Raw genomic sequence first — 20,876 nt, forward strand, 5'->3', positions numbered from 1 at the left:
CCCGCGCCCGGCAATAGGATCACTCCAGCGAGAAGCCGCCTTCGGGAAGGTATTCCTCGGTGAAATAGAGCGACGCATCGGGTTCGTTCTGGAACTCGTAGGTCAGTTTGATCTGCTCGATGGCGCTGTCCATCCGCGCCTCGTCGATGGTGCCGAAGGCGGTCATCGCGGCTTCGGTGGCGACGTTCGCGTCGATGGACAGTTGCAGACGGCGGGTTTCCAGATCGGCATCCGCCGCCGGGTTCCGCTCCATCAGGCTGGTGACAGCGGTCGCCGGATCGGCGATTGCGTCTTTCCAACCCATCGCGACGGCTTCCAGGAAGCCTTTGACCACGTCCGGGTTTTCGGCGGCGAAGTCGGTGTTCACGATGATCGCGTTGCCGTAAAGGTCGACGCCGTAATCAGCCATGAGCAGGGTGACGAGGTCATCCTCTTCCACACCCAGACGCGCGGCGTTCAGGTAGGAGGTGAACGAAAACCCGGTGATCGAGGCGACGTTGCCCTCGGCCAGCATCGGTTCGCGGGTCGGGAAACCCACGGGTTCCACCGTGATCGCCTCCATGTCGAGCTCGTTCTCGGCGGCGAAGATCGGGAACTGCGCCCAGGCGCCATCGGGCGGCGGCGCGCCCAGCACCTTGCCCTCAAGCGACTTCGGGTCGTCGGTGATGCCCAGCGAGGCCCGGCCGATCACGGCGAACGGCGGCTTGTCGTAGATCATCATCACGCCAGTCACGGGCGCGCCGGGGTTCTGGTCGAGGAACTTGATGACCGAGTTGATGTCGGCGAACCCGATGGGGAACGCCCCGGTGGCGATTTTCGGGATCGCGTCGAGCGACCCGGCGCCTTCCGAAATCTCGACCGACAGCCCTTTTTCTTCGAAATATCCTTTGTCGATAGCGACGAAATACGGGGCGGCCGGGCCCTCGAATTTCCAGTCCAGCGCGAAAGGAACGTCGGTCTGGGCCGACGCGGCACCACCGATCAGCGTCAGGGCGGCGGCGGTTAGAACAGCGCGATGAAACACGATTGAGTCTCCCTTGTTTTCAAAGCCTCGGAACCATTGTTTCAATTGAAACGGGCGGTCCAGAATATCCGTGCCCTTTTCAGGCGTTCGGAAGGCGTGCCTTAGGATTGCACACTTCGTGTCAACGTTTGCCTAAAATTTGACCTCAGGCAATGCTGCCGATCACTCGGCGGCCTGCGGGCGCAGATGAGCCTCCAGCAGCGCGCCAAGCTCGGCGCGGCAGGAGCCGCAATTCGTTCCGGCCTGAAGCTGCGCGCCGATGGCATCGACGCTCATCAGTCGGTGCTCTTCGATGGCCGCGACGATGGTGTTCAGCCCGACGCCAAAGCACGAACAGATCGTCGGCCCCGGATCGGGCATGTCGGCGGGCGCCCGGCCTGACAGCGCGGCGGGCGCGTCGGTGCCGACGAGACCGGCCAGAAAATCCCGGGTGATCGCCGCAGGCTCGCGCGAGATGAACAGGGCGGCCTCCAGCCGACCATTCACGGTGAAGGCAAAGCGGTGGATGCCCCGCGTGGGGTCTTCGACTGCCTGAACTTCAGCACCCGTATCGAACAGATCGCGCGCAAAATCCTCCCAATTCGCAGGCGTCGTCAGCCCGGCGAGTTCGGCGCGATACCCGGCATCGGTGCGGGTGCGCGTCCAGTATTCGGCTTTTGGGGACAGGTCGCGCGACGACACGGCGAACCCGTACCACGCAGCTTCGAAAGGCTCGACGCTGACGGTTGCGGCCTTGCTTTCCGGCTGCCCCGACACCGGGTCCACGTGCCCCGGCACCAGCGCATCGACGCGGGCCGACGGCGCGGTTTCACCCGTCCAGTGCATCGGCGCGAACACCTGACCGGGGCGCACCGCATCGGTGACCAGCGCGCGCAGAATGGCCGCGCCGTGATCGTTCGCCACCCTGACCAGCGCCGCGGGTTTCAGCCCCAACGCGCGGGCGTCTTTCGGGTGAATTTCAAGAAACGGCTCCGGCAGATGGGCGGATAGACGCGGCGACTTGGCGGTGCGCGTCATGGTGTGCCACTGGTCGCGCACCCGGCCGGTGTTGAAACGGAAGGGCCGTGCATCGGACAGACCCGACACCGGCGCACGATGCGACACCGGAACCATCCGCGCCTTGCCATCGGGGGTGAAAAACCGCCCGTCGCCGAAGAACCGCCCGCCGCTGCGCGTGGCCGACACAGGCCAGCGCACCGGGGCGAGCGCGTCGTATTCCGCGTCGCTCAGTTCGGCCAACGCCGAGATGTCGAAATCGCGCCCGAAACGCGCGGCCAGACCGGAAAGCGCGGCATACTCGCGGAAAATCTCGGCGGGCGACTGGAAATCGAAGGCAGCGCCCCAGCCCATGCGCCGCCCGACCTCGGCGATGATCTCCCAATCCGGGCGGGCCTCACCCGGCGGAGGCAACGCGGCCCTCTGGCGGCTGATCGTCCGGTCGGAGTTGGTCACCGTCCCCGACTTTTCGCCCCATGCCGCCGCAGGCAGCAGCACGTCGGCCAGTCGCGCGGTATCGGTCCGGTCGGTCACGTCGCTCACCACCACGAAATCGCAGCCCGCGATGGCATCGCGCACCCGGTCGGCATCCGGCATCGAAACCGCCGGATTCGTATGGATGATCCAGAGCGCCTTGATGTTCCCCTCGCCCACGGCGCGGAACATATCGACGGCCTTCAGCCCGGCAGCTTCGGGCATTTCAGGCGAGGTCCAGAAATCCTGCACCGTCGCGCGGTGTTCGGCGTTTTCCAGATCGAGATGACAGGTCAGCATGTTCGCCAGCCCGCCCACCTCACGCCCGCCCATCGCGTTGGGCTGACCCGTGACCGAGAACGGCCCCATCCCGACCCGCCCGATCCGGCCTGTCGCGAGATGACAATTCAGGATCGCGTTCACCTTGTCCGTGCCCGAGGTCGACTGGTTCACACCCTGGGAAAAGACCGTGACGACCTTCTCGGTCCCGCACCACAGATCGAAAAAGGCCCGGAGCTCGGCCTCGCCAAGCCCCGTGGCCGACAGATCGTCTCCGGCGGCGGAAACGAGAGCCTCCTCAAGCCCGGTGACGTTTTCGGCAAAGGCGTGGTCGATCTTTCCACGCAGGGAGACTTCATTGAGCAGCCCGTTGAACAGCGCCACGTCGCCACCCGGCGCGACGGCAAGGTGCAGGTCGGCCCCGTCGCAGGACGCGGTGCGGCGCGGGTCGATGACCACCAGCTTCGTGCCACGCTTTTTGCGCGCCGCGATGATCCGCTGGTAAAGCACCGGATGACACCATGCGAGGTTCGACCCCGTGAGGACGATCAGGTCGGCCTCTTCCAGATCGTCATAGGTGCCGGGCACCGTATCGGTCCCGAAGGCCCGCTTGTGCCCCGCGACGGTCGAGGCCATGCACAGGCGCGAGTTGGTGTCGATGTTCGCCGTGCCGAAGTAGCCTTTGGCGAGCTTGTTCGCGACGTAGTAATCCTCGGTCAGCAACTGGCCCGAGACATAGAGCGCCACGCTATCGGGGCCGTGCTTGGCGATGGTGTCGCCGAACCGCTCCGCGACCAGATCAAGCGCCTCGTCCCAACCCGCCGAGCGCGCGCCGATGCGCGGGCTCATCAGCCGGTCGTCCAGCCCAAGGGTCTGGCCAAGTTGCGAACCTTTGGAGCACAGCTTGCCCCGGTTCGCCGGATGCGCCGGGTCGCCCTTGACCTCCATCCCGCCCTGCCCGTCGGGGCGAAGCAGCACGCCGCAACCCACCCCGCAATAAGGGCAGGTCGAGCGGATCTCGGGCAGGCCCGTCCCGTCCATCAGGCCGCGCTCCTCGCAGCGAGTTCGGTGATGTCGAGGAACAGCCGACCCCCGTCGACACGGATCGGATAGGTCGCGATCACGCCCTCGTCCGCCCCCTGCGCCTCGCCGGTTTCGAGGCTGAAGACCCAGTTATGGAGCGGACAGGTCACCTTGTTGCCGTGCACGATGCCCTCGGACAGCGGTCCGCCCTTGTGGGGGCAACGATCCGAGGCCGCGAAGACCTCGTCGCTCGCCGTGCGGAACACCGCCACGCAGCCCGCATGGGTTTTCACAAGACGCGCGCCCCGTTCAGGGATGTCGTCGATATGGCCGATGTCGATCCAGTTCATTCCGCAGCCTCCAGCATGAGATTGGCGAGCGGCGCATAGCGCTCGGACTTGGCGACCTCCGCCGCCCACGGGTCGGTGCGATAGACCGATTGGGAAATCTCGAACCGCTCCACGAGGTCCGCGCGCGTGCCAGCATCCGCCAGCGTATCCTTGACCCAGTCGAGCCCGACCTTGGCGACCCATCTGTAGGGCCGGTCGAGATACTTGGCGCGCTCGCGGTAAAGCTGGATGAACGCCGTCACCCATTCGAGCACCTCGTCCTCGGTCTTCACCGCGACGAGCGCCTCGGTCTCCTTCACCTCCATGCCCGCAGCGCCCGCGACTGAGATCTGGTAACCGCTGTCGACGCAGACGACGCCCACGTCCTTGCAGGTCGCCTCGGCGCAGTTGCGGGGGCAGCCAGAGACGCCCAGTTTGACCTTGTGCGGCGTCCACGACCCCCAGAGCAGCTTTTCCAGCTTGATGCCCAGCCCGGTCGAGTCCTGCGTGCCGAAGCGGCACCATTCCGACCCCACGCAGGTCTTCACCGTGCGCAGGCCCTTTGAATAGGCATGGCCCGACACCATCCCGGCGGCGTTCAAGTCGCGCCAGATCGCGGGCAGATCCTCTTTCTTGACGCCCAGAAGGTCGATGCGCTGGCCGCCCGTCACCTTGACCACGGCACCGTATTTGTCGGCGGCGTCGGCGATGGCGCGCAGTTCGTTCGCGTCGGTCATCCCGCCCCACATCCGGGGCATGACCGAATAAGTCCCGTCCTTCTGGATGTTGGCATGGTTGCGCTCGTTCACGAACCGCGACTGCGGGTCGTCCATGTAGTCGAGCGGCCAGTCCGCGAGCAGATAGAAGTTCACGGCGGGGCGGCAGACGTGGCAGCCGTTCACCGTCTTCCACCCAAGCTCCTGCCAGACGGCGGGTTGGGATTTCAGTTCCTGCGACTTGATGAGCCGCCGAACATCCTCATGCGTATGGTCGGAGCAACCGCAGATCGGCTGGGCCGTCGGCATCTGAAAATCGTCGCCGAGCGTGGCGGCAAGCACCTGTTCCACCAGCCCCGTGCAGGTGCCGCAGGAATTCGACGCCTTGGTCGTGGCACGAACGGCGGCCAGATCGCCCGCCCCGCCTTCGATCGCCTGAACGATGGTGCCCTTGCAAACGCCGTTGCAGCCGCAGATTTCCGCATCATCCGGCAAGGCTGCAACGGCCGCCAAAGGGTCCGCCGTGGCCCCCCCTTGGAACGCGGGGCCGAAGATCAGGGTGTCGCGCATCTCGGCGACATCCGTGCCGTCCTTGATGTGGTTGTAAAACCACGCGCCGTCGCCCGTATCGCCATACATCACCGCGCCCACGATCCGGTTGCCTTCCAGCACCAGCCGCTTGTAGACGCCGCGCGCCGGGTCACGGAACACGATATCCTCGCGGTTGGCGGCTTCGGCGAAATCGCCCGCGCTGAACAGGTCGCAGCCGGTTACCTTGAGCTTGGTCGACACCTCCTTGTTCACGAAGGTCGCAGGCTCGCCCATCAGCGTCTTGGCCAGCACCTTGGCCTGATCGTAAAGCGGCGCGACAAGGCCGAAAATCGCCCCGTTGTGCTCCACACATTCGCCCAGCGCGAAAATGCTGGGGTCCGAGGTCACCATCTGGTCATCCACGTGAATACCCTTGCCGGTGGCAAGCCCGGTGTCCTGCGCGAGCGCGATGTTGGGCCGGATGCCGACCGCCATGACCAGGAGGTCACAGGGCAGTTCCGTCCCGTCATCGAGCATCAGGGCCTTCACCCGACCATTCTTGCCGACGATCTCTTTCGAGTTCGCCTGACAGAGAACGGTGATGCCCTTGTCCGTGAGTGATTTGCGCAGAAGGTATCCGGCCGCCTCGTCGAGCTGACGCTCCATGAGGTGACCCATGATGTGAACGACGGTGACGTCGACACCACGCGCGGCCATCCCGGCGGCGGCTTCGAGACCCAGAAGCCCCCCGCCGATCACCACAGCTTTCGCACCGGGCTTGTCGCCGAGCTGCATCATGGCCTCGGTGTCCTCGAGGTCGCGGTAGGGGATCACACCGTCCAGATCGTGACCCGGCAGCGGAATGATGAACGGGTTCGACCCGGTGCCGAACACCAGTTTGTCGTAAGCGACTTCGCCTTTCTCACCGACGACCACCTTACGCTCCCGGTCGATGCGCAACACGCGCTCACCGAACCGGCAGGTGACTCCATTCGCGGCATACCAGTCGTCACCATGCGTGACGATCTCGTCATAGGTCTTGTCGCCCGACAGGACCGGCGACAGCATCAGCCGGTTGTAGTTCCCGCGCGGCTCGGCGTTGAACAGCGTCACGTCGTAAGCGTCGGGGTTGGCGTCGAACAGATGCTCCAGCATCCGGCCCGAGGCCATACCGGCCCCGATGACAACGAGTTTCTCGGTCATTGCAGCGCCTCCTTCGGGTAAGCGGCTTGTTTCATCACGGATGACAGGGTGCCGTAGGCTTCGATCCATGCGGCCCGCACATCGGATGTGAAATCCGGGCCAAGACCCTGCTCCAACGTGCGGATGAGCGATGCACCGACCTTGTCGTAATGCTCAGGCTGGACGCCGTAGTCGACGTGCCGGATGGCGAGCGCCTGCGCGGCGGGCACGATCTGGTCGAGCGTGTGCAACCCGTTCACCACGACGGCGAGCGTGCCCATCAGCTTCATGCCCTGCTCGTTCATGTTGCCCTTGAACAGGGGGCGCACTTCCGGTGCGGCCGCGAACAGGTCCGAGTAGAAGAGTTCGGCCGCCGTCGCCTTGATCGGTTCGACCTTAGCGAAGCTTTCCTGAACCAGCGTGATCGTCTTGTCGTCCATGCCCGTCACTCCGCGGCCACGGCTTTGGGCGCGTCCACGTCCGCAGCCTTGGGTTTCGGTTTCGCGCCGTGCTCATATTCGTCGAGGAAGTTCAGAACCTCTTCGCGGTAGTGGTAGTAATCCGGGTGTTCCAGCAGCGCCTTGCGGGTGCGCGGGCGCGGCAGATCGACCTCGGTGATCTTGCCGATGGTCGCCTGCGGCCCATTGGTCATCATCACCACGCGGTCGGCCAAGAGGATCGCCTCGTCCACGTCATGCGTGACGCAGATCGCGGTGACCTTGGTGCGGTCCCAGACCTCCATCAGCACTTCCTGAAGCTCCCACCGGGTCAGGCTGTCGAGCATCCCGAACGGCTCGTCGAGGAGCAGGAGTTTGGGCGATAGCGCGAAGGCGCGGGCGATTCCGACGCGCTGGCGCATCCCGTTCGACATATCCGCCGCCGACTTGTCGATCGCATCGCCCAGACCGACGCGTTCGAGGTAGTATTCCACCACGTCCTGACGCTCGGCCCGCGAGGCTTTCGGATAAACCTTGTCCACCCCGATCGCGACGTTCTCTTTCGTGGTGAGCCACGGGAACAGGTTGGGCGACTGGAACACGACGGCGCGCTCCGGGTCGGCCTCGACCACTTCCTTGCCGTCCAGAATGATCCCGCCCTTCGAGATCGCGTTCAACCCTGCGGTCATGGTCAGGACCGTCGACTTGCCGCAGCCCGAATGCCCGATCAGCGAAATGAACTCGCCTTTCTTCAGGTTCAGGTCGAAATCCTCGACCACCGTGAGCGGCCCCTTGGGGGTCGGGTAGATCTTATGGATGTGCGAAAACTCGAGGTATTTCTCGTCCAGCTTCGACTTCGCCGCTTCGACCACCGCATTCGGGGCCTCGGGGTCCATGTTGTGAATGGCGGTGACGTTGGGAAGCTGGCGGATGCCCTCCGCCTTGGCTTCGATCCCCACGTCCATCAGGTAAGTCGTCACCCGCGCCCTGAGCGCCTTGAACGTCTCGTCATGGTTCATGGCCGAGCGATCACGGGGACGCTCAAGCCCCACCCTGAACTCTTCGCCCAAGCTGCCGTCCGGGTTCAGCGCGATGATCCGGTCGGCCAGCAGAATGGCCTCGTCCACATCGTTGGTGATGAGCACGCAGGTCTTCTTGTCGGCGTTCCAGATCGCCTCGATCTCGTCGCCCAGATTGGCGCGGGTCAGCGCGTCGAGCGCGGAAAGCGGTTCGTCCAGCAGCAGCACCTCGGGATTCATGGCCAGCGCACGCGCCACGTTCACCCGCTGGCGCATCCCGCCCGACAGCTCCGCCGGGCGGCGCGTGACGGCGTGGGACAGGCCGACCATCTGCACATACTTGGCGACGGTCGCTTCCTTCTCGGCTTTCGGCATCTTCGGGAACACCGATTCCAGCGCCAGCATGACGTTGCCGTGCACCGTGAGCCACGGCATGAGCGAATAGCTCTGAAAGATCACGCCGCGTTCCGGGCCGGGGCCTTCAATGGGCTTGCCCTTGAAACTGACGCTGCCCTTGGTCGGAAATTCCAGCCCGGCCATCAGGTTGATGAGGGTCGTCTTGCCGGTGCCGGAGAAGCCGAGCAGCACGAGGAACTCACCCTCCTGCACATCGAGGTCGATGTCTTTCAGGACATGGGTCGCTTCTGTGCCTTCACCGAAGGACTTCGAGACGTTCTTGAACTGGATGACGGACATGACGCTCACCGGTTGTTCGAGAAGGTGAAGGCCGACTGGAGCGCGAACATGACGCGGTCGAGCAGGAAGCCGATGATGCCGATGGTGAACACCGCGACCATGATCCGGGCGAGCGATTGGCTCGATCCGTTCTGGAACTCGTCCCACACGAACTTGCCGAGGCCGGGGTTCTGGGCGAGCATTTCGGCGGCGATCAGGACCATCCAGCCCACACCCAGCGACAGGCGCAGCCCGGTGAAGATGAGCGGCAGCGCGGACGGGAGCACCAGCTTGGTGATCTTGGTCCAGGTGTTCATCTTGAGCACCTTCGAGACCGAGACGAGGTCTTTGTCGATGGAGGACACACCCAGCGAGGTGTTGATGAGCGTGGGCCACAGCGAACACAGCGTCACGGTGATGGCCGAGATGATGAAGCTCTTGGGGAGCAGCCCGTCCGTGCCCTCGGCCGCCAGCGCCGAGACGATCATTGTCACGATGGGCAGCCAGGCGAGCGGCGAGACCGGCTTGAAGATCTGAACGATGGGGTTGATCGCGGCGTTCGCGATGGGCGACAGGCCCGCGACGATGCCGAGCGGAATGGCGATGGCCGAGCCGATCAGGAAGCCGAAGAACACGGTTTTGATCGAGGTCCAGATCTGGTCGTAGTAACTCGGCGCGCCGGTGAAGGGGATGTCCTTCACTTTGTCCATCTCGCCCGCTTCGATGTAACGCTGGTTGCGCGCCTCGACGCGTTCGTTGTGTTGGGCTTCCTTGGCGGCCTTTTCCACGGCGTCGCCATGCAGGCTGACCACTTCGGTCCAGACCTGCGCGGGGCCGGGGATCGCCCCGAGCGAGGTCTGAACCTTGGGCGCGAGCGTGCCCCAGAGCACGAGGAAGGCGAGGATCGCGACCAGCGGCACACCCAGCAGGCGCCAGACGTCTTTCATCTGAGCTTTCGGGTTGTCGCCGGCGACGGCTTTCAGGATCGGGGTGATCCAGGCGAGGCCGAGAACCTTGAAGTAGGTGTCGGCCTTGTTGATGCGGGTGAAGAGCCGGGCCTTGCGGGCCTCGCGCGCGTCCGCCTCAGCGAAATTGGGATCGACGGTTGTCATGGGTTCTCGTCCTAAAGTTCGAGTGTGGTCAGGAGCGTGGGCCGCTCATCCGGGGCTTGGCCCGTCTTCGCACCGTCTTGGGCGAAGACACGGCGAAGGTGTGGATGAGCGGCCCCCGTGGCTTAGCCCTGGATCTCGTTACCGATCACCTTCTGCTCGCCCTTGAGGCCGATCGGCAGGCTTTCGAGGTAAGCGTTGGGCTGGGTGCCGTCGAAACCGATGCCGTCGATCACGTCTTCGGCGGGCGTCGGGTCTTTGTAGCCATCCTCATCGGCAGCCGGGAACATATCCTCGGTCGCGTAGCCCTCTTCGATGAGGAGCGCGGCGGCTTCCATGTAGATCTCCGGCTTGTAGACCGAGCGGGCGACTTCGTCGTACCAGCTGTCGGGCTTGGCTTCGGCGATCTGGCCCCAGCGGCGCATCTGGGTCAGATACCAAACCGCGTCGGAGTAGTAGGGATAAGTCGCGTTGTAGCGGAAGAACACGTTGAAATCGGGGACTTCACGCTTGTCGCCCTTTTCATACTCGAACGTGCCGGTCATCGAGTTGGCGATGACTTCGTAATCCGCGCCGACGTATTCGGGACGCGACAGGATTTCCACGGCTTCCGGGCGGTTGGCGTTGTCGTTTTCGTCCAGCCACATCGCTGCACGGATCAGCGCCTTGGTGACGGCGAGCGTGGTGTTCGGATACTGCTCGGCGAACTCGGCGGTGATGCCGAACACCTTTTCCGGATTGTTCTTCCACAGCTCGTAGTCGGTGATGACGGGCACACCGATGCCCTTGAACACGGCCTGCTGGTTCCACGGCTCGCCCACGCAATAGCCCGAGATCGTCCCGGCTTCGAGCGTGGCGGGCATTTGCGGCGGCGGCGTCACGGACAGGAAGGCTTCGGCGCCGATCTGGCCGGTCACGTCCTCGGGCGAATAATATCCGGGCTCGATCCCGCCGGCGGCCAGCCAGTAACGCAGCTCGTAATTGTGGGTCGACACGGGGAACACCATGCCCATGTTGAAGGGCTTGCCGTTCGCGTTGAACTCTTCGATCACGGGCTTGAGGTAGCTGGCCGAGATCGGATGCGACACGAGGCCGTCGTCGTTCGTCGGCAGGTTCGGTTTCATCATCTCCCACACTTCGTTCGACACGGTGATGCCGTTGCCGTTCAGGTCCATCGAGAAGGGGGTGATGATATGCGCCTCGGTGCCGTAACCGATGGTCGCGGCCAGCGGCTGACCGGCAAGCATGTGCGCCCCGTCCAGCGTGCCCGAGATCACGCCGTCCAGCAGCACCTTCCAGTTCGCCTGCGCTTCCAGCGTCACGAACAGGCCCTCGTCATCGAAGAACCCTTGCTCATAGGCCACGGCGAGTGGCGCCATGTCGGTCAGCTTGATGAAGCCGAAGGTCAGCACGTCTTTTTCGAGGTCCAGCATCTCGGCCGTGGCCGGCGCGGTGAGCGCGGTCGAAGCGGCGAGAGCAACGATCAGTTTCTTCATGGTTTCAGGTTCCCTTTGTGTGTCCCGAAGGCCGAAGCCAAAACGAAAAAGCCGCTCGAATCGTCATCGCGGGGAGGAGGTCGCGACACGTTTCGAGCGGCTTTGCTCAGTATGATCCCAGTCACTGGGAGGAATTCGTAGGCAGACATCGTTGCCCGCCTGTCATCATGAGTGCGCCCGTTTCGGGATGCGCTCAACAAAACCTTTGCCGCAGACAACGAAAAAACGCTGCGGTGCAGAAAGTGCTTAATTCTTGTGCGTGATTTTCGACCGGATCGTCGCGTCCGGGTCAAAAGTGCGCCGGTCGAAGAACAGATCGGGCGGCAGGGTCAGGCGCCCATACTCGCTCGCCACCGGGGTTTCGACCTCGATCGAGCCCTCGATCTTCGAGGAAGCGCCGGGCAGATCGAGGGCGATTCCCTCCAGCGCGGCGCGGTAAAGATCGGGGCGGAAGACCTGCGCCGCCTGTCGCAGCGACTCTTCCCGGTCAAGCCCCATGCGCGCGGCAAGCTGGTTCGCGATCCACTGGGCCTGACTGCGCCAAGGGAAGTTCGCCGCGCCTTTGTGAAAGCCGACGAACCCGTCGACGGTGCGCTGCTCGCCCCGGCTGGAAATAATGAGATTGCCGGACAGGGCCCGTTCGATCACCTCGGGCGGCAGGTCGAGGTATTCGGGCCGCGACAGAAGCTCGGCGGTCAGCAGCCGCGATTCCGGGTCCGCGATCCAGCGCCCCGACCGATAGACCGCGCGGATCAGGCGCGCGGACAGCCCGGTTTCGGCGGAGGCCCAGTCCGAGCGGACGGCCAGCACTTTTTCGGGCGAGAAGCTCCAGATCGACTTGCCGGGCAGCAGGAGTGCGCCGACGCCGTTCTCGACGGCGATGGACCCCCACGGTTCCCCCACGCAGAACGCGTCGATCTCGCCCGCCTCTATGGCATCGGCCATAAGCGGCGGCGGCATCGTCTTGATGTCCACCCCCTGCGGCGCGGGCAGACCCAACGAGGACAGCCAGTAATAAAGCAGTTCCGCATGCATCGACAGCGGGAAGGGAACGCCGATGCGCAACCGGTCCACCTTGGCGGCGATCAACGCCTCGCCCGCCGATCTGGCGTCGCGGAAGTCGAAGCCGTGCCCGTTGTCGCGCAGCCGGCCCTCCAGCGCACGCGACACCCCGATGACCGTGCCGTTCACCGACAGGACGGCCAGCGCCGACAGATCGGCCCCGGCCCCGCCCAGCCCCATCGCGGTCGCGACGGGCACGGGCGACAGCATATGCGCCGCATCGACACGGCCGAAGACGAGCATGTCACGCAGCGACGACCAGCTCGGCGCGCGCACGAGGTCGAGCGTCAGACCTTCTTCCGCCGCGAACCCCATCTCCTGCGCCACGATCAGCGGCGCGGCATCGACCAGCGGGATGAACCCGACGGACAGCACGGCACCCTTCATGACAACAGCCCCGCCGTCGTCACAAGCGCCTGCGCCACGTCGGCCACGCGCTTGTTCTGGTCCATCGCGGCCTTGCGCAGGATCGCATAGGCCTCGTCCTCGTCCACCTTCCGCGCCTTCATGATGATCCCCTTGGCGCGGTCGATCAGCTTGCGCTCTTCCAGCGCCCGCTTGGTCGTCTCAAGCTCCACCCGCATCCTTTGAAACATATTGAACCGCGTGACGGCGGCATCGAGGATCGGCTTCAGCCGGTCCGATTTCAGCCCGTCGACCACATAGGCCGACACCCCGGCCTCGATCGCGGCTCGCGTCAGCCCCTCGTCCGACGTGTCCACGAACATCGCCACGGGGCGTTCGAGCGGGCCGGAGGCCAGCGCCAGTTCTTCCAGCGTGTCGCGCGACGGGTTCTCGATATCGACCAGAACCACGTCCGGTTTCAGATCCTTGATCTTTCCCGCAAGGTCGTTGGTTTCCGCGACGACCGTCACCTCGAAATCCCCGGCCACGCGCAGGCTTTCCTCGATCAGGATGCCGCGTTCCCGGTTCTTTTCGACGATGACGACGGAAAGCTTGTCTTTCATGCCCCTAGGCCAAGCCCGCCCCGGCGGATAAGTAAAGGCCCTCCCACAAGGGAAGGGCCTCTTTTCCGACCATTTGCCTAATTTCTAGGCAGCGGGGTCGCTATGCGGCATGGGCCACGGCGGACTGCGACACGCGGCTGACGATGGCGGGGGCCTGATGCACCAGCGTGTCGTCCGTCAGGGCGCTGACCATGAACAGGGCGAAGTCGGTGCGCCGCACCAGCTTCGAGGCGAGCACGTCGTCCTGCGCATGATGCGACCAGACCGGCAGCCCCTGGCTTTCGCCTTCTTCGAGGTCGGGTCCACGCACCACGGTCCAGAGCCGGTTCGACGCGAAGATCGCATCGGTCGCGCGGTACTGGTCTTCGATGTCCACCAGTCGGGTGATGCGGGCGATCCGGGCGACGACGAGGGCCGCCTTGACCTTCCAGCTGAACCGATCCTGCCCGTCCATCGAGATGTGAAGTCCGCAGGAAAAGACGAGCCGCGCGCCGGGATCGGCAAAGTCGAGAACGGCTTTCGCGGTGCCCGAGGCGTAATCGTCGACCCCCCAGGGGACCAGCACGGTGAGAACGCCGTCGCAGCCCTCGACCGCCTTGCGGATCACCTCCCGGTCGTTGGTCCGACCGGGAAAGACTTTGATGCGGTCGCCGAAGCGGGCCAGCTTGCCGACACTCTCGGGGCGGCAGACCCCCTGGACTTCGTAGCCCATCTTGAGGGCGTGTTCGGTCATGTACTGACCCAGTTTGCCGGAGATGCCGATGATGCAGATGCGTTTCATGGTTTTGGTTCCTTTCGGGTTCATGGTTCAGGCGGCGGCCAGAGCCGGGTTCAGGGGGGTGGGCTCCTTCGGCCCGCGAATTGCGAGCCAAAGGGCAAAGCCGACTTCCGACAGGGTGACGATGGCGAGGAAGCCGATGCGCAGGGTTCCGAACCAGTCGGCATCCGGGAAAGCGAAGGCATAGACGCTGTCGAAGATGTAGCCGAAGCTGCCGACGATCAGGCCGTAGCCGAACAGGCGCGGGACAAGACCGGACTTCAGGACGAGCGTGCCGAGCAGCATCAGGTGCATCCAGAAGAACGCCTGCCAGACCCAGATACCGGCATGGTGCGTGTCCATCATCAGCGCCGCGAGCGCGTTCCTGATCTCGTCGTTCGCCACGATGTCGCCTGTGGCGAGGCTGGTCAGACCGGCCTGGAACAGAAGCATCGCACCCATCACGGCCACCATGGCGAAGCGGGCGAGCATGGCGGCGAAGGCCAGCGTTTCGTTCGTGCGGCGGAAGATCTGGAACAGCATGGTCATGGTCATGACCTCGATCAGCATGACCAGCGTGTCGGCCCCGATTCCGGCGTTGTAGAGGCCACGCTTGGCGACAAGGTTCGCCATCGTGCCCGCCGGATCGCCGGTAACGATCTGGCTCGGCACGTAGCCGATGGCGAAGGCGCCGAAGACGGCGATCGAGAAGTAAAGACCACCGGCGAGGCGGCCGTAGTTGCGGGCGGTGGGATCGTTGAAGACTTTCATGACTTGGACCTTTCGGGCAAAGGGGCATCGGTCCGGTGCAAGCGGCGCCCCGGCGGTCAGTCCCGATTTCGTTTTGAATGTTGGTCGGCCTCTCGTTGGCCGGTGAGGATGTTTTAGCGCGGGGGCGTCCTCAACAAAATTGACCAATATCGTGGAATTGGTATGCATATCCGTATGGATTGGAAAAACGTCAGTTTCGACTGGAACCGCGCCCGTGCTTTTCTGGTGACGGCGGAAGAGGGCTCTCTCTCCGCCGCCGCCCGCGCGCTTGGCCTTGCCCAGCCCACGCTGGGGCGGCAGGTCGAGGCCTTGCAGGAGGAACTCGGCGTTACCCTCTTCGAGCGCGCGGGCCGGGGGATGCAGCTCACCCCCGCCGGTCACGCGATGATCGAACATGCACGCGCGATGGGCGAAGCGGCGGGGCGGCTTTCAAACGTCGCCTTCGGTCAGAACGACACGATGGAGGGGCCGGTGACGATCAGCGCCTCGGATGCCTACGCCGGTCTCCTCCTCCCCCCGATCATCGAAAAGATGACCGAGGCCGAGCCACGCATCACCGTGAACGTCGTCGTGTCGAATACCGCCTCGGACCTGCTCAGGCGCGAGGCCGACATCGCGATCCGGAACTTCCGGCCCGAAGAGCCCGACCTCATCGCGCGCAAGATCCGCGACGCCGAGGCGCGGATGTTCGCGTCACCGGATTACGCCGCCTCCCTTGGACCGATCCAAAGCAAGGACGACTTCGCAAAGGCCCGCTTCGTCGGTCTCGACCGCACCGGGCAGTTTCTGGGGATGTTGCAGCAGATGGGTTACCCCATCTCCGAGGCGAACGTGCCGGTTCACACCGAGAACTTCCTCGTCATGTGGGCGCTGGTGAAGCGCGGCATGGGGATCGGCATGATCGACTCCGTCATCGGCGACGCCGATCCGGGCGTCGTCCGGCTGTGGGAAGATGAGCCGACCCTCGGCTTCCCGATCTGGCTCGTCGCCCACCGCGATCTGCACCAGAACCGCCGGCTCAGGTTCGTGTGGGATTTCCTCGCGGACGCCCTGCGATAGGCGGCAGCAGCGTGCCCCGCACGAGCCGGGCAAGCGCCGCGGGGATCGGCGGCACGGTGGACAGGGGATAAAGCAGGCGGTCACGAAGAAACGCCAAGGCCCTACTGTCCGACTGGTACTGCGGCGTGAAGACGGCCGAGAGCAGTTGGTAGCCCCAGACATGCCAGCGGCGGGTGAGGACATAGGCCCTCAGCGCATCGTCCAGATTGCCATGCCGCTCCATCGCCCAGGTCAAAGCACTCGCATCCAGAAGCGCCATGTTCGCGCCCTGCCCGAGCTGGGGCGAGGTTCGGTGCGCCGCGTCACCGATATGCACCATCCCGTCGCCCGCCGTGCGCCACAGCGTGCCGTGGCCATAGCGCGCCATCGTGAAATCATCCGTCGCACCGATCTGATCCGCGAATTCCCACGCTTCCGGCCAATGCGCCTGCGCTTCCCGCTTCCACGCGTCCAGACCCGCCGCGCGCCAATCGTCGTATCCGCCCGAAGGCAGAGACCAGAACAGCGCCGCCTTGGGCCGATCCGCGCCCGCTGGTGTCCCGATCGGCAGCACTCCCATCATCCGGTCGGCATGGCTGTAGCGTTGGGTCAGCCGGTCCGGCTCGATCACGCCGGGCACCCAGTCCACGACGCTCCAGAGCGCGCCATAGGGAAGCGCCCGCGCCCGGATGGGCGACAGCATCGACCCCGACCCGCTCGCATCGATCAACTGGTCGAACGCCCCGGTCCGCTTGCCACCCTCCAGCACGAAGCGTTGCCCGTCACGCCCGACGACCAGCGATCGCGGCGTGACCCCGACGCCTTCGGCCATGCAGACCTCATGCAAGACCGAGAACAGGCTCGCCCGGTGGATGCCCAGCCCCTGATGCGCCGGGTCGGTGCCGTAGTCGGCAGCCAGCACGATACCCGCTTTCTGATGGCTCGTGCCCTGAATTCGGGTCAGCCCCTGCCCCTGCGCTTCGGCCTTGTCGAGAACGCCAAGCTCGGCCAGCACCGCGCGGCCCACGGGCTGCACGACCAGCCCCGACCCCACGGGGGCGGGCGCGTCGAACTGGTCGAAGATCTCGACCCTGTGACCGGCGCGGGCCAGAAACGCGCCGACCGCCAGCCCGCCGATCCCGGCCCCTGCAATTCCGATGGCTCGTGGCCTGCCCGTTCGGACCATACCGATCCCCGCCTGAATTAAGTGGCTGACTGATAACCGCTTTTATCACGGCCTCACGCGAAATGAACCCGCAAGCGATACCGGCTTCGGCAAGCTTCAGCCAGTCGCCGGACAGGGGGTTGTGGACCTGAAACCGCTTTGCCAAATACGGCCCATGTCGAACCTCCTGAACCTTGTCGGTCGCATCCTGATCGCGCTCATCTTTTTCGGTGGCGCGATTCAGAAGGTTGGCGATCCGGCCCCCGTGACCGGGATGATTACCGGCATCGGCCTGCCCGAGTGGCTGATCTGGCCGGTGGCGGCGTTCAACTTGATCGCCGCCGCCGCACTCGTCACCGGTCCCGGCATCAGGATCTGGGCGCTCATGCTCGCTGCCTATTGCATCTTCACCAGCTATTTTCATTGGGATCTTCGGGCGGACCCGTGGCAGGTCACGATCATGGTCAAGAACTGGGCCATCGCGGGCGGTCTTCTGATCCTCGCCAGTCAGGATACGGACGGGGTTTCGACCGGCGGCCGGCGCGCCGCAAAGACCGGGTTCCAGCCGGACCAGAAGTAAGCGAACCGGCGCTGAAAACAGCCGCGTGCATTGTCGGTTCACCGCACAGTCCCTACATTTTCAGGGACTGCAACGGGTGTGGCGGGGAAACCGGTGACTTCGAAAGACGCAAGCACGCGCTCGGGCGAGCGTGAAGGGGTCCGCTACGCGCGGGAATTGAACCGCCATATCACGTGGCTCGACAGCTTCACGGGGGTGGCCCTTGGGGTGTTGGCCGCCGCTTCGGGCATCTACACCTATCTCGGCGTGAGGTCTTTGCTCGACGACACCGGCGCGTGGACGACCTTCGCCGCGCTCAGTTACTCGCTCGCCGTGTCGGTCGGTATCTTCGTGTTCTGGTCCTACATGCTCCGGCTCTTGCCCGCGATGCGCACTGCTGCGTCCCGGCTTGGCCTGATGCTGTCGATGGCCCTCGGCTCGGTCGCCATCGTCGCCATGTCGTCGTGGCTGAACGCCGCCGCGCTCGCGGGGGCTGCCGCTGTCGAACAACATCTGGCCCACACGGTGCAGGACTATCAGACCGCCCTCGAACGGGCGCATTCCAAGACCATTGCCGGTCAGGCGCTGCAACGGGATGTCGCCCGTGCGCGCGAGACGTTTCAAGACCTCTCCGCGCAGGAGGACAGCGGAAACCTTTCCGGTCTCGCCGGGCGTGGCGCGGTGTTCCGGGTGCTCACCCAGAAATCCGCCGAACTTCAGGGGCTCGAAGACCAGATCGCCGCGCAGGAGCAGGAGGTGGCCGAAGCTTTCGCACAGGGTAACGCCGTTCTCAGCCGGATGCGCGCCCTGTCGGTCGAACCCGGCGCGGTCGAGGCCCGCTCGGTCCGGTTCGCGGAAGAGGCCGTGCGCCTGTCCGGTCTGATCGCGGAATTGCGCCAGTTGAACGTGGCCCCGCTGGTCGCCCGTGCCTCGGCCGACCTGCGCGACAGCGTGGTTCTGCCCGACCTCGACGCAGGTTCCGCCGAGGGGCGTGCGAGCCAGCAATCGACCATCGCCAGCGTCATGACGCTTCTGGCCGACCGCGCCTCGACGCTGGAGACGGCAGCGGCCGAGGTTCAGGCGCTCCCCGATGCCGAAGAGATCGAGTATACGCCCCTGTCCGCCGCCGACGCGGTGATCCGCTACGCGGGCAACTTCGTGCCGTCGTGGGCCGGGGCCATCGCCATCGACCTGTTGCCCGCCGTTCTCGTCTTCGTCCTCATGGTCACCCATGCGGCGATCCGGCAAGGGAACGGGGTGCAGACGGTCGAGGACACCATGACCGTGGCCGAGATGCGGGCGGCGCTCGACGCGGCGCGAAGCCTCGACATGATTCCGCACGAACCCGACCCGACCCCGCCGGAGCGCGATTCCGACAAGCGCCATGTCCGGGCGGTCGACTGAGATGAGCACCGAGACGACCGACGCCACCGACCCGGCACCGACCGGCATCCGGCGCGCTATCGCGGGGATCGTGGGCGTGCAGGTGGCGATTGCCGCCGCGCTCCTCATCACCGATCTGGCGGGCAGCCTGCCCCGGATCGACCCGCTCACCCGGCAGTCGCCCTCCGGCCCCTCAACACGGCCCTATTCGCCCGACCGCGCGCCATCGACCCTGCCCGGCGAACGGCCCGTTACGGGGCCTATGCCCGAACGGCTGGAAGTGTCGGCGGACGGCCCGACGCTGACCCTGACGGGGCAGATCGCCCCCGGTGACGGGGCGCGGATCGGCGACGAACTCCGCACCCGCGCGGGCGCAGGCCAGACGGTCGCCACCATCCGGCTGGACAGCCCCGGCGGCTCGGTCTCGGATGCGCTCGAGATCGGCGAACTCATCCGGGGCAGCGGCATCGACACCGAGATCGCCGCGAATGCGATCTGCCTTTCGGCCTGTCCCTACATCCTCGCAGGCGGAGTCGAACGGACGGTCGCCTCGTCGGGACGTGTCGGGGTGCACCAGCATTATTTCGGGGAAAGCACCATCCTCCCCGCCTTCATCGCGGTCGAGGACATTCAGCGCGGTCAGGCCGAAGTCATGGCCTATCTCACGCGGATGGGAATCGGGCTGGGCATCATGGAACACGCCATGCGCACGCCGCCCGATCAGATCTACCTACTGTCGCAGGAAGAACTGTCGGAATACGACATGGTGACGGCGGCGCAGTAGGCCCTATCCGGCCTGCTCGCCCTCGAACGCGTCCGCCTTGACCGCACCGCGCTGACCCCTTGGACGGTCCCGGCCAACGGTCGTATCCATCAGGTGCTGCGCCTCGATCTCGGCATTGAGCTTGGCACCCAGAAGCACGACCAGCGCCGAAATCCAAAGCCACATGAGCAGGACGATCGCCCCGGCGAGCGTTCCGAAGCTTTCCTGATAGCTCCCGAAATTGTCGGCATAGATCGAGAACCCTACCGAAGCGGCGCCCCACAACAGACAGGCCAGCACCGCGCCCGGCAAGATATAGACCCAGCGCGCCGACCGACGATCCGGCCCGTAGCGGAACAGGATCGAGAATGCGCCGATGGTGAATATGAGCAGCACCAACCACGGCACGATCCTCACCACGGTTTCGACCACGCCACCGAGGGGCAGGACATTCAGGACGATGGGCAGCACCACCATGACCCCAAGCGAAAAGATCACGCCGATGACGAGGAAAACGGTCAGCGCGAACACCGTCAGTTTCGCCCGGATCAGGCCGCGCTCGTCCTTTTCGGCATAGGCCACGTTCAGCCCCACCATCAGGTTCTCGACCCCCTTCGACGCGGAATAGAGCGCAAGAAGCAGGCCAAGGATCGCGGCGAGACCCAGCCCGCTTTCATCCGATCCGGTCACGGATGTCGCCTGATCCAGAATGATGCTCGCGGCCCCGTCGGGCAGCACTGCCGCGAATTCCTGCAACGGGTCCGTGATTTCGGCGGGATCGAAGAACAGGCCCGCAACGGCAATCGTGGCGGTGATCGCGGGAAACAACGACAATAGCGCGAAGAACGCGACGCCCGCCGCGATCAGGGTCAGACGGTTCTCGTTGAACCGCGTCCACACGCGTTTCAGGATCGCGAACCACTCCGCCCCGGAGAACGCGAGCGAGCGATTGGAGTGTTGCGCAGTGTCGACCATGACGTCTCGGTGCCCCCTTCGTGTCATTCAGGACTTACCAGACCAACCATGGTTCAATTCCATTGTTCCGAACATGCGCTATTCGGCCCGGCAAAACATGCAGCCACCGAAAGAATTTGCGTGATACGGGGCGTTCCACCTAACG

At 64.9% G+C, this 20,876-nt stretch carries 18 protein-coding genes; 4 read left to right on the top strand and 14 right to left on the bottom strand.

Features of this window, described 5'->3' with window-relative positions; translation table 11 throughout:
• Positions 1-19: 19 nt before the first annotated feature.
• The 12 genes from RB2654_RS12580 to RB2654_RS12635 all read right to left on the bottom strand — a co-directional run bounded on the left by RB2654_RS12580 (position 20) and on the right by RB2654_RS12635 (position 14,848).
• Positions 20-1,024, bottom strand: coding sequence for an ABC transporter substrate-binding protein (locus tag RB2654_RS12580; protein ID WP_008332072.1), 1,005 nt, complete (start codon positions 1,022-1,024; stop codon positions 20-22).
• A 162-nt stretch (positions 1,025-1,186) separates the two neighbouring features.
• Positions 1,187-3,814: a nitrate reductase gene (locus RB2654_RS12585; protein WP_008332073.1), complete on the bottom strand. Its 2,628-nt coding sequence runs from the start codon at positions 3,812-3,814 to the stop codon at positions 1,187-1,189.
• A complete protein-coding gene (gene nirD / locus RB2654_RS12590) occupies positions 3,814-4,146 on the bottom strand; it encodes a nitrite reductase small subunit NirD (protein WP_008332074.1) in 333 nt (110 codons plus the stop codon). Before nirD ends, RB2654_RS12585 begins: the two co-directional genes overlap by 1 nt.
• Positions 4,143-6,575, bottom strand: coding sequence for a nitrite reductase large subunit NirB (gene nirB, locus RB2654_RS12595; protein ID WP_008332075.1), 2,433 nt, complete (start codon positions 6,573-6,575; stop codon positions 4,143-4,145). Before nirB ends, nirD begins: the two co-directional genes overlap by 4 nt.
• Complete coding sequence (locus RB2654_RS12600) at positions 6,572-6,994, bottom strand: globin family protein (protein ID WP_008332079.1); 423 nt, start codon at positions 6,992-6,994, stop codon at positions 6,572-6,574. The genes nirB and RB2654_RS12600 overlap by 4 nt, the downstream gene beginning before the upstream one ends.
• Before the next feature lie 5 nt (positions 6,995-6,999).
• Positions 7,000-8,706, bottom strand: coding sequence for an ABC transporter ATP-binding protein (locus RB2654_RS12605; protein ID WP_008332081.1), 1,707 nt, complete (start codon positions 8,704-8,706; stop codon positions 7,000-7,002).
• A 5-nt stretch (positions 8,707-8,711) separates the two neighbouring features.
• Positions 8,712-9,797 (bottom strand): ABC transporter permease, encoded by a 1,086-nt coding sequence (locus RB2654_RS12610; RefSeq protein ID WP_008332084.1) that lies wholly within the window; start codon positions 9,795-9,797, stop codon positions 8,712-8,714.
• 122 nt (positions 9,798-9,919) lie between these two features.
• Entirely contained in the window at positions 9,920-11,290 is a 1,371-nt protein-coding gene (locus tag RB2654_RS12615) for a CmpA/NrtA family ABC transporter substrate-binding protein (RefSeq protein WP_008332093.1), read from the bottom strand.
• Between the two features lie 246 nt (positions 11,291-11,536).
• A complete protein-coding gene (locus RB2654_RS12620) occupies positions 11,537-12,739 on the bottom strand; it encodes a CmpA/NrtA family ABC transporter substrate-binding protein (RefSeq protein ID WP_008332101.1) in 1,203 nt (400 codons plus the stop codon).
• Positions 12,736-13,320 carry an ANTAR domain-containing response regulator gene (locus tag RB2654_RS12625; protein WP_008332103.1) on the bottom strand — a complete coding sequence of 195 codons (585 nt, stop codon included), beginning with the start codon at positions 13,318-13,320 and terminating at the stop codon, positions 12,736-12,738. The genes RB2654_RS12620 and RB2654_RS12625 overlap by 4 nt, the downstream gene beginning before the upstream one ends.
• 100 nt (positions 13,321-13,420) lie before the next feature.
• A complete protein-coding gene (locus RB2654_RS12630) occupies positions 13,421-14,101 on the bottom strand; it encodes an NAD(P)H-binding protein (RefSeq protein WP_148912494.1) in 681 nt (226 codons plus the stop codon).
• A 27-nt stretch (positions 14,102-14,128) separates the two neighbouring features.
• Positions 14,129-14,848 (bottom strand): DUF4386 domain-containing protein, encoded by a 720-nt coding sequence (locus tag RB2654_RS12635; protein WP_008332107.1) that lies wholly within the window; start codon positions 14,846-14,848, stop codon positions 14,129-14,131.
• A 174-nt stretch (positions 14,849-15,022) separates the two neighbouring features.
• Here RB2654_RS12635 and RB2654_RS12640 point away from each other — a divergent pair, with 174 nt between their 5' ends.
• Positions 15,023-15,907, top strand: coding sequence for a LysR family transcriptional regulator (locus RB2654_RS12640; protein WP_187432391.1), 885 nt, complete (start codon positions 15,023-15,025; stop codon positions 15,905-15,907).
• Here RB2654_RS12640 and RB2654_RS12645 read toward each other — a convergent pair.
• On the bottom strand, positions 15,867-17,072 hold the full coding sequence (locus RB2654_RS12645) for an FAD-dependent oxidoreductase (protein ID WP_008332112.1): 1,206 nt from the start codon (positions 17,070-17,072) through the stop codon (positions 15,867-15,869). The genes RB2654_RS12640 and RB2654_RS12645 overlap by 41 nt on opposite strands.
• Positions 17,073-17,226: 154 nt before the next feature.
• On the opposite strand from RB2654_RS12645, the gene RB2654_RS12650 reads away from it, so the two are divergent.
• The 3 genes from RB2654_RS12650 to RB2654_RS12660 all read left to right on the top strand — a co-directional run bounded on the left by RB2654_RS12650 (position 17,227) and on the right by RB2654_RS12660 (position 19,777).
• Positions 17,227-17,631, top strand: coding sequence for a DoxX family protein (locus RB2654_RS12650; RefSeq protein WP_008332114.1), 405 nt, complete (start codon positions 17,227-17,229; stop codon positions 17,629-17,631).
• Positions 17,632-17,724: 93 nt separating this feature from the next.
• A complete protein-coding gene (locus RB2654_RS12655) occupies positions 17,725-19,014 on the top strand; it encodes an AAA family ATPase (protein WP_040885680.1) in 1,290 nt (429 codons plus the stop codon).
• 1 nt (position 19,015) lies between these two features.
• Positions 19,016-19,777, top strand: a complete 762-nt coding sequence (locus tag RB2654_RS12660) for a COG3904 family protein (RefSeq protein WP_008332118.1) — start codon at positions 19,016-19,018, stop codon at positions 19,775-19,777.
• A gap of 3 nt (positions 19,778-19,780) precedes the next feature.
• Here the strand turns inward: RB2654_RS12660 and RB2654_RS12665 are convergent, their stop codons facing one another.
• Positions 19,781-20,731, bottom strand: a complete 951-nt coding sequence (locus RB2654_RS12665) for a YihY/virulence factor BrkB family protein (RefSeq protein WP_008332120.1) — start codon at positions 20,729-20,731, stop codon at positions 19,781-19,783.
• Between the last annotated feature and the right edge of the window lie 145 nt (positions 20,732-20,876).

The sequence above is a fragment of the Maritimibacter alkaliphilus HTCC2654 genome, from assembly GCF_000152805.1.
Lineage (GTDB): Bacteria > Pseudomonadota > Alphaproteobacteria > Rhodobacterales > Rhodobacteraceae > Maritimibacter > Maritimibacter alkaliphilus.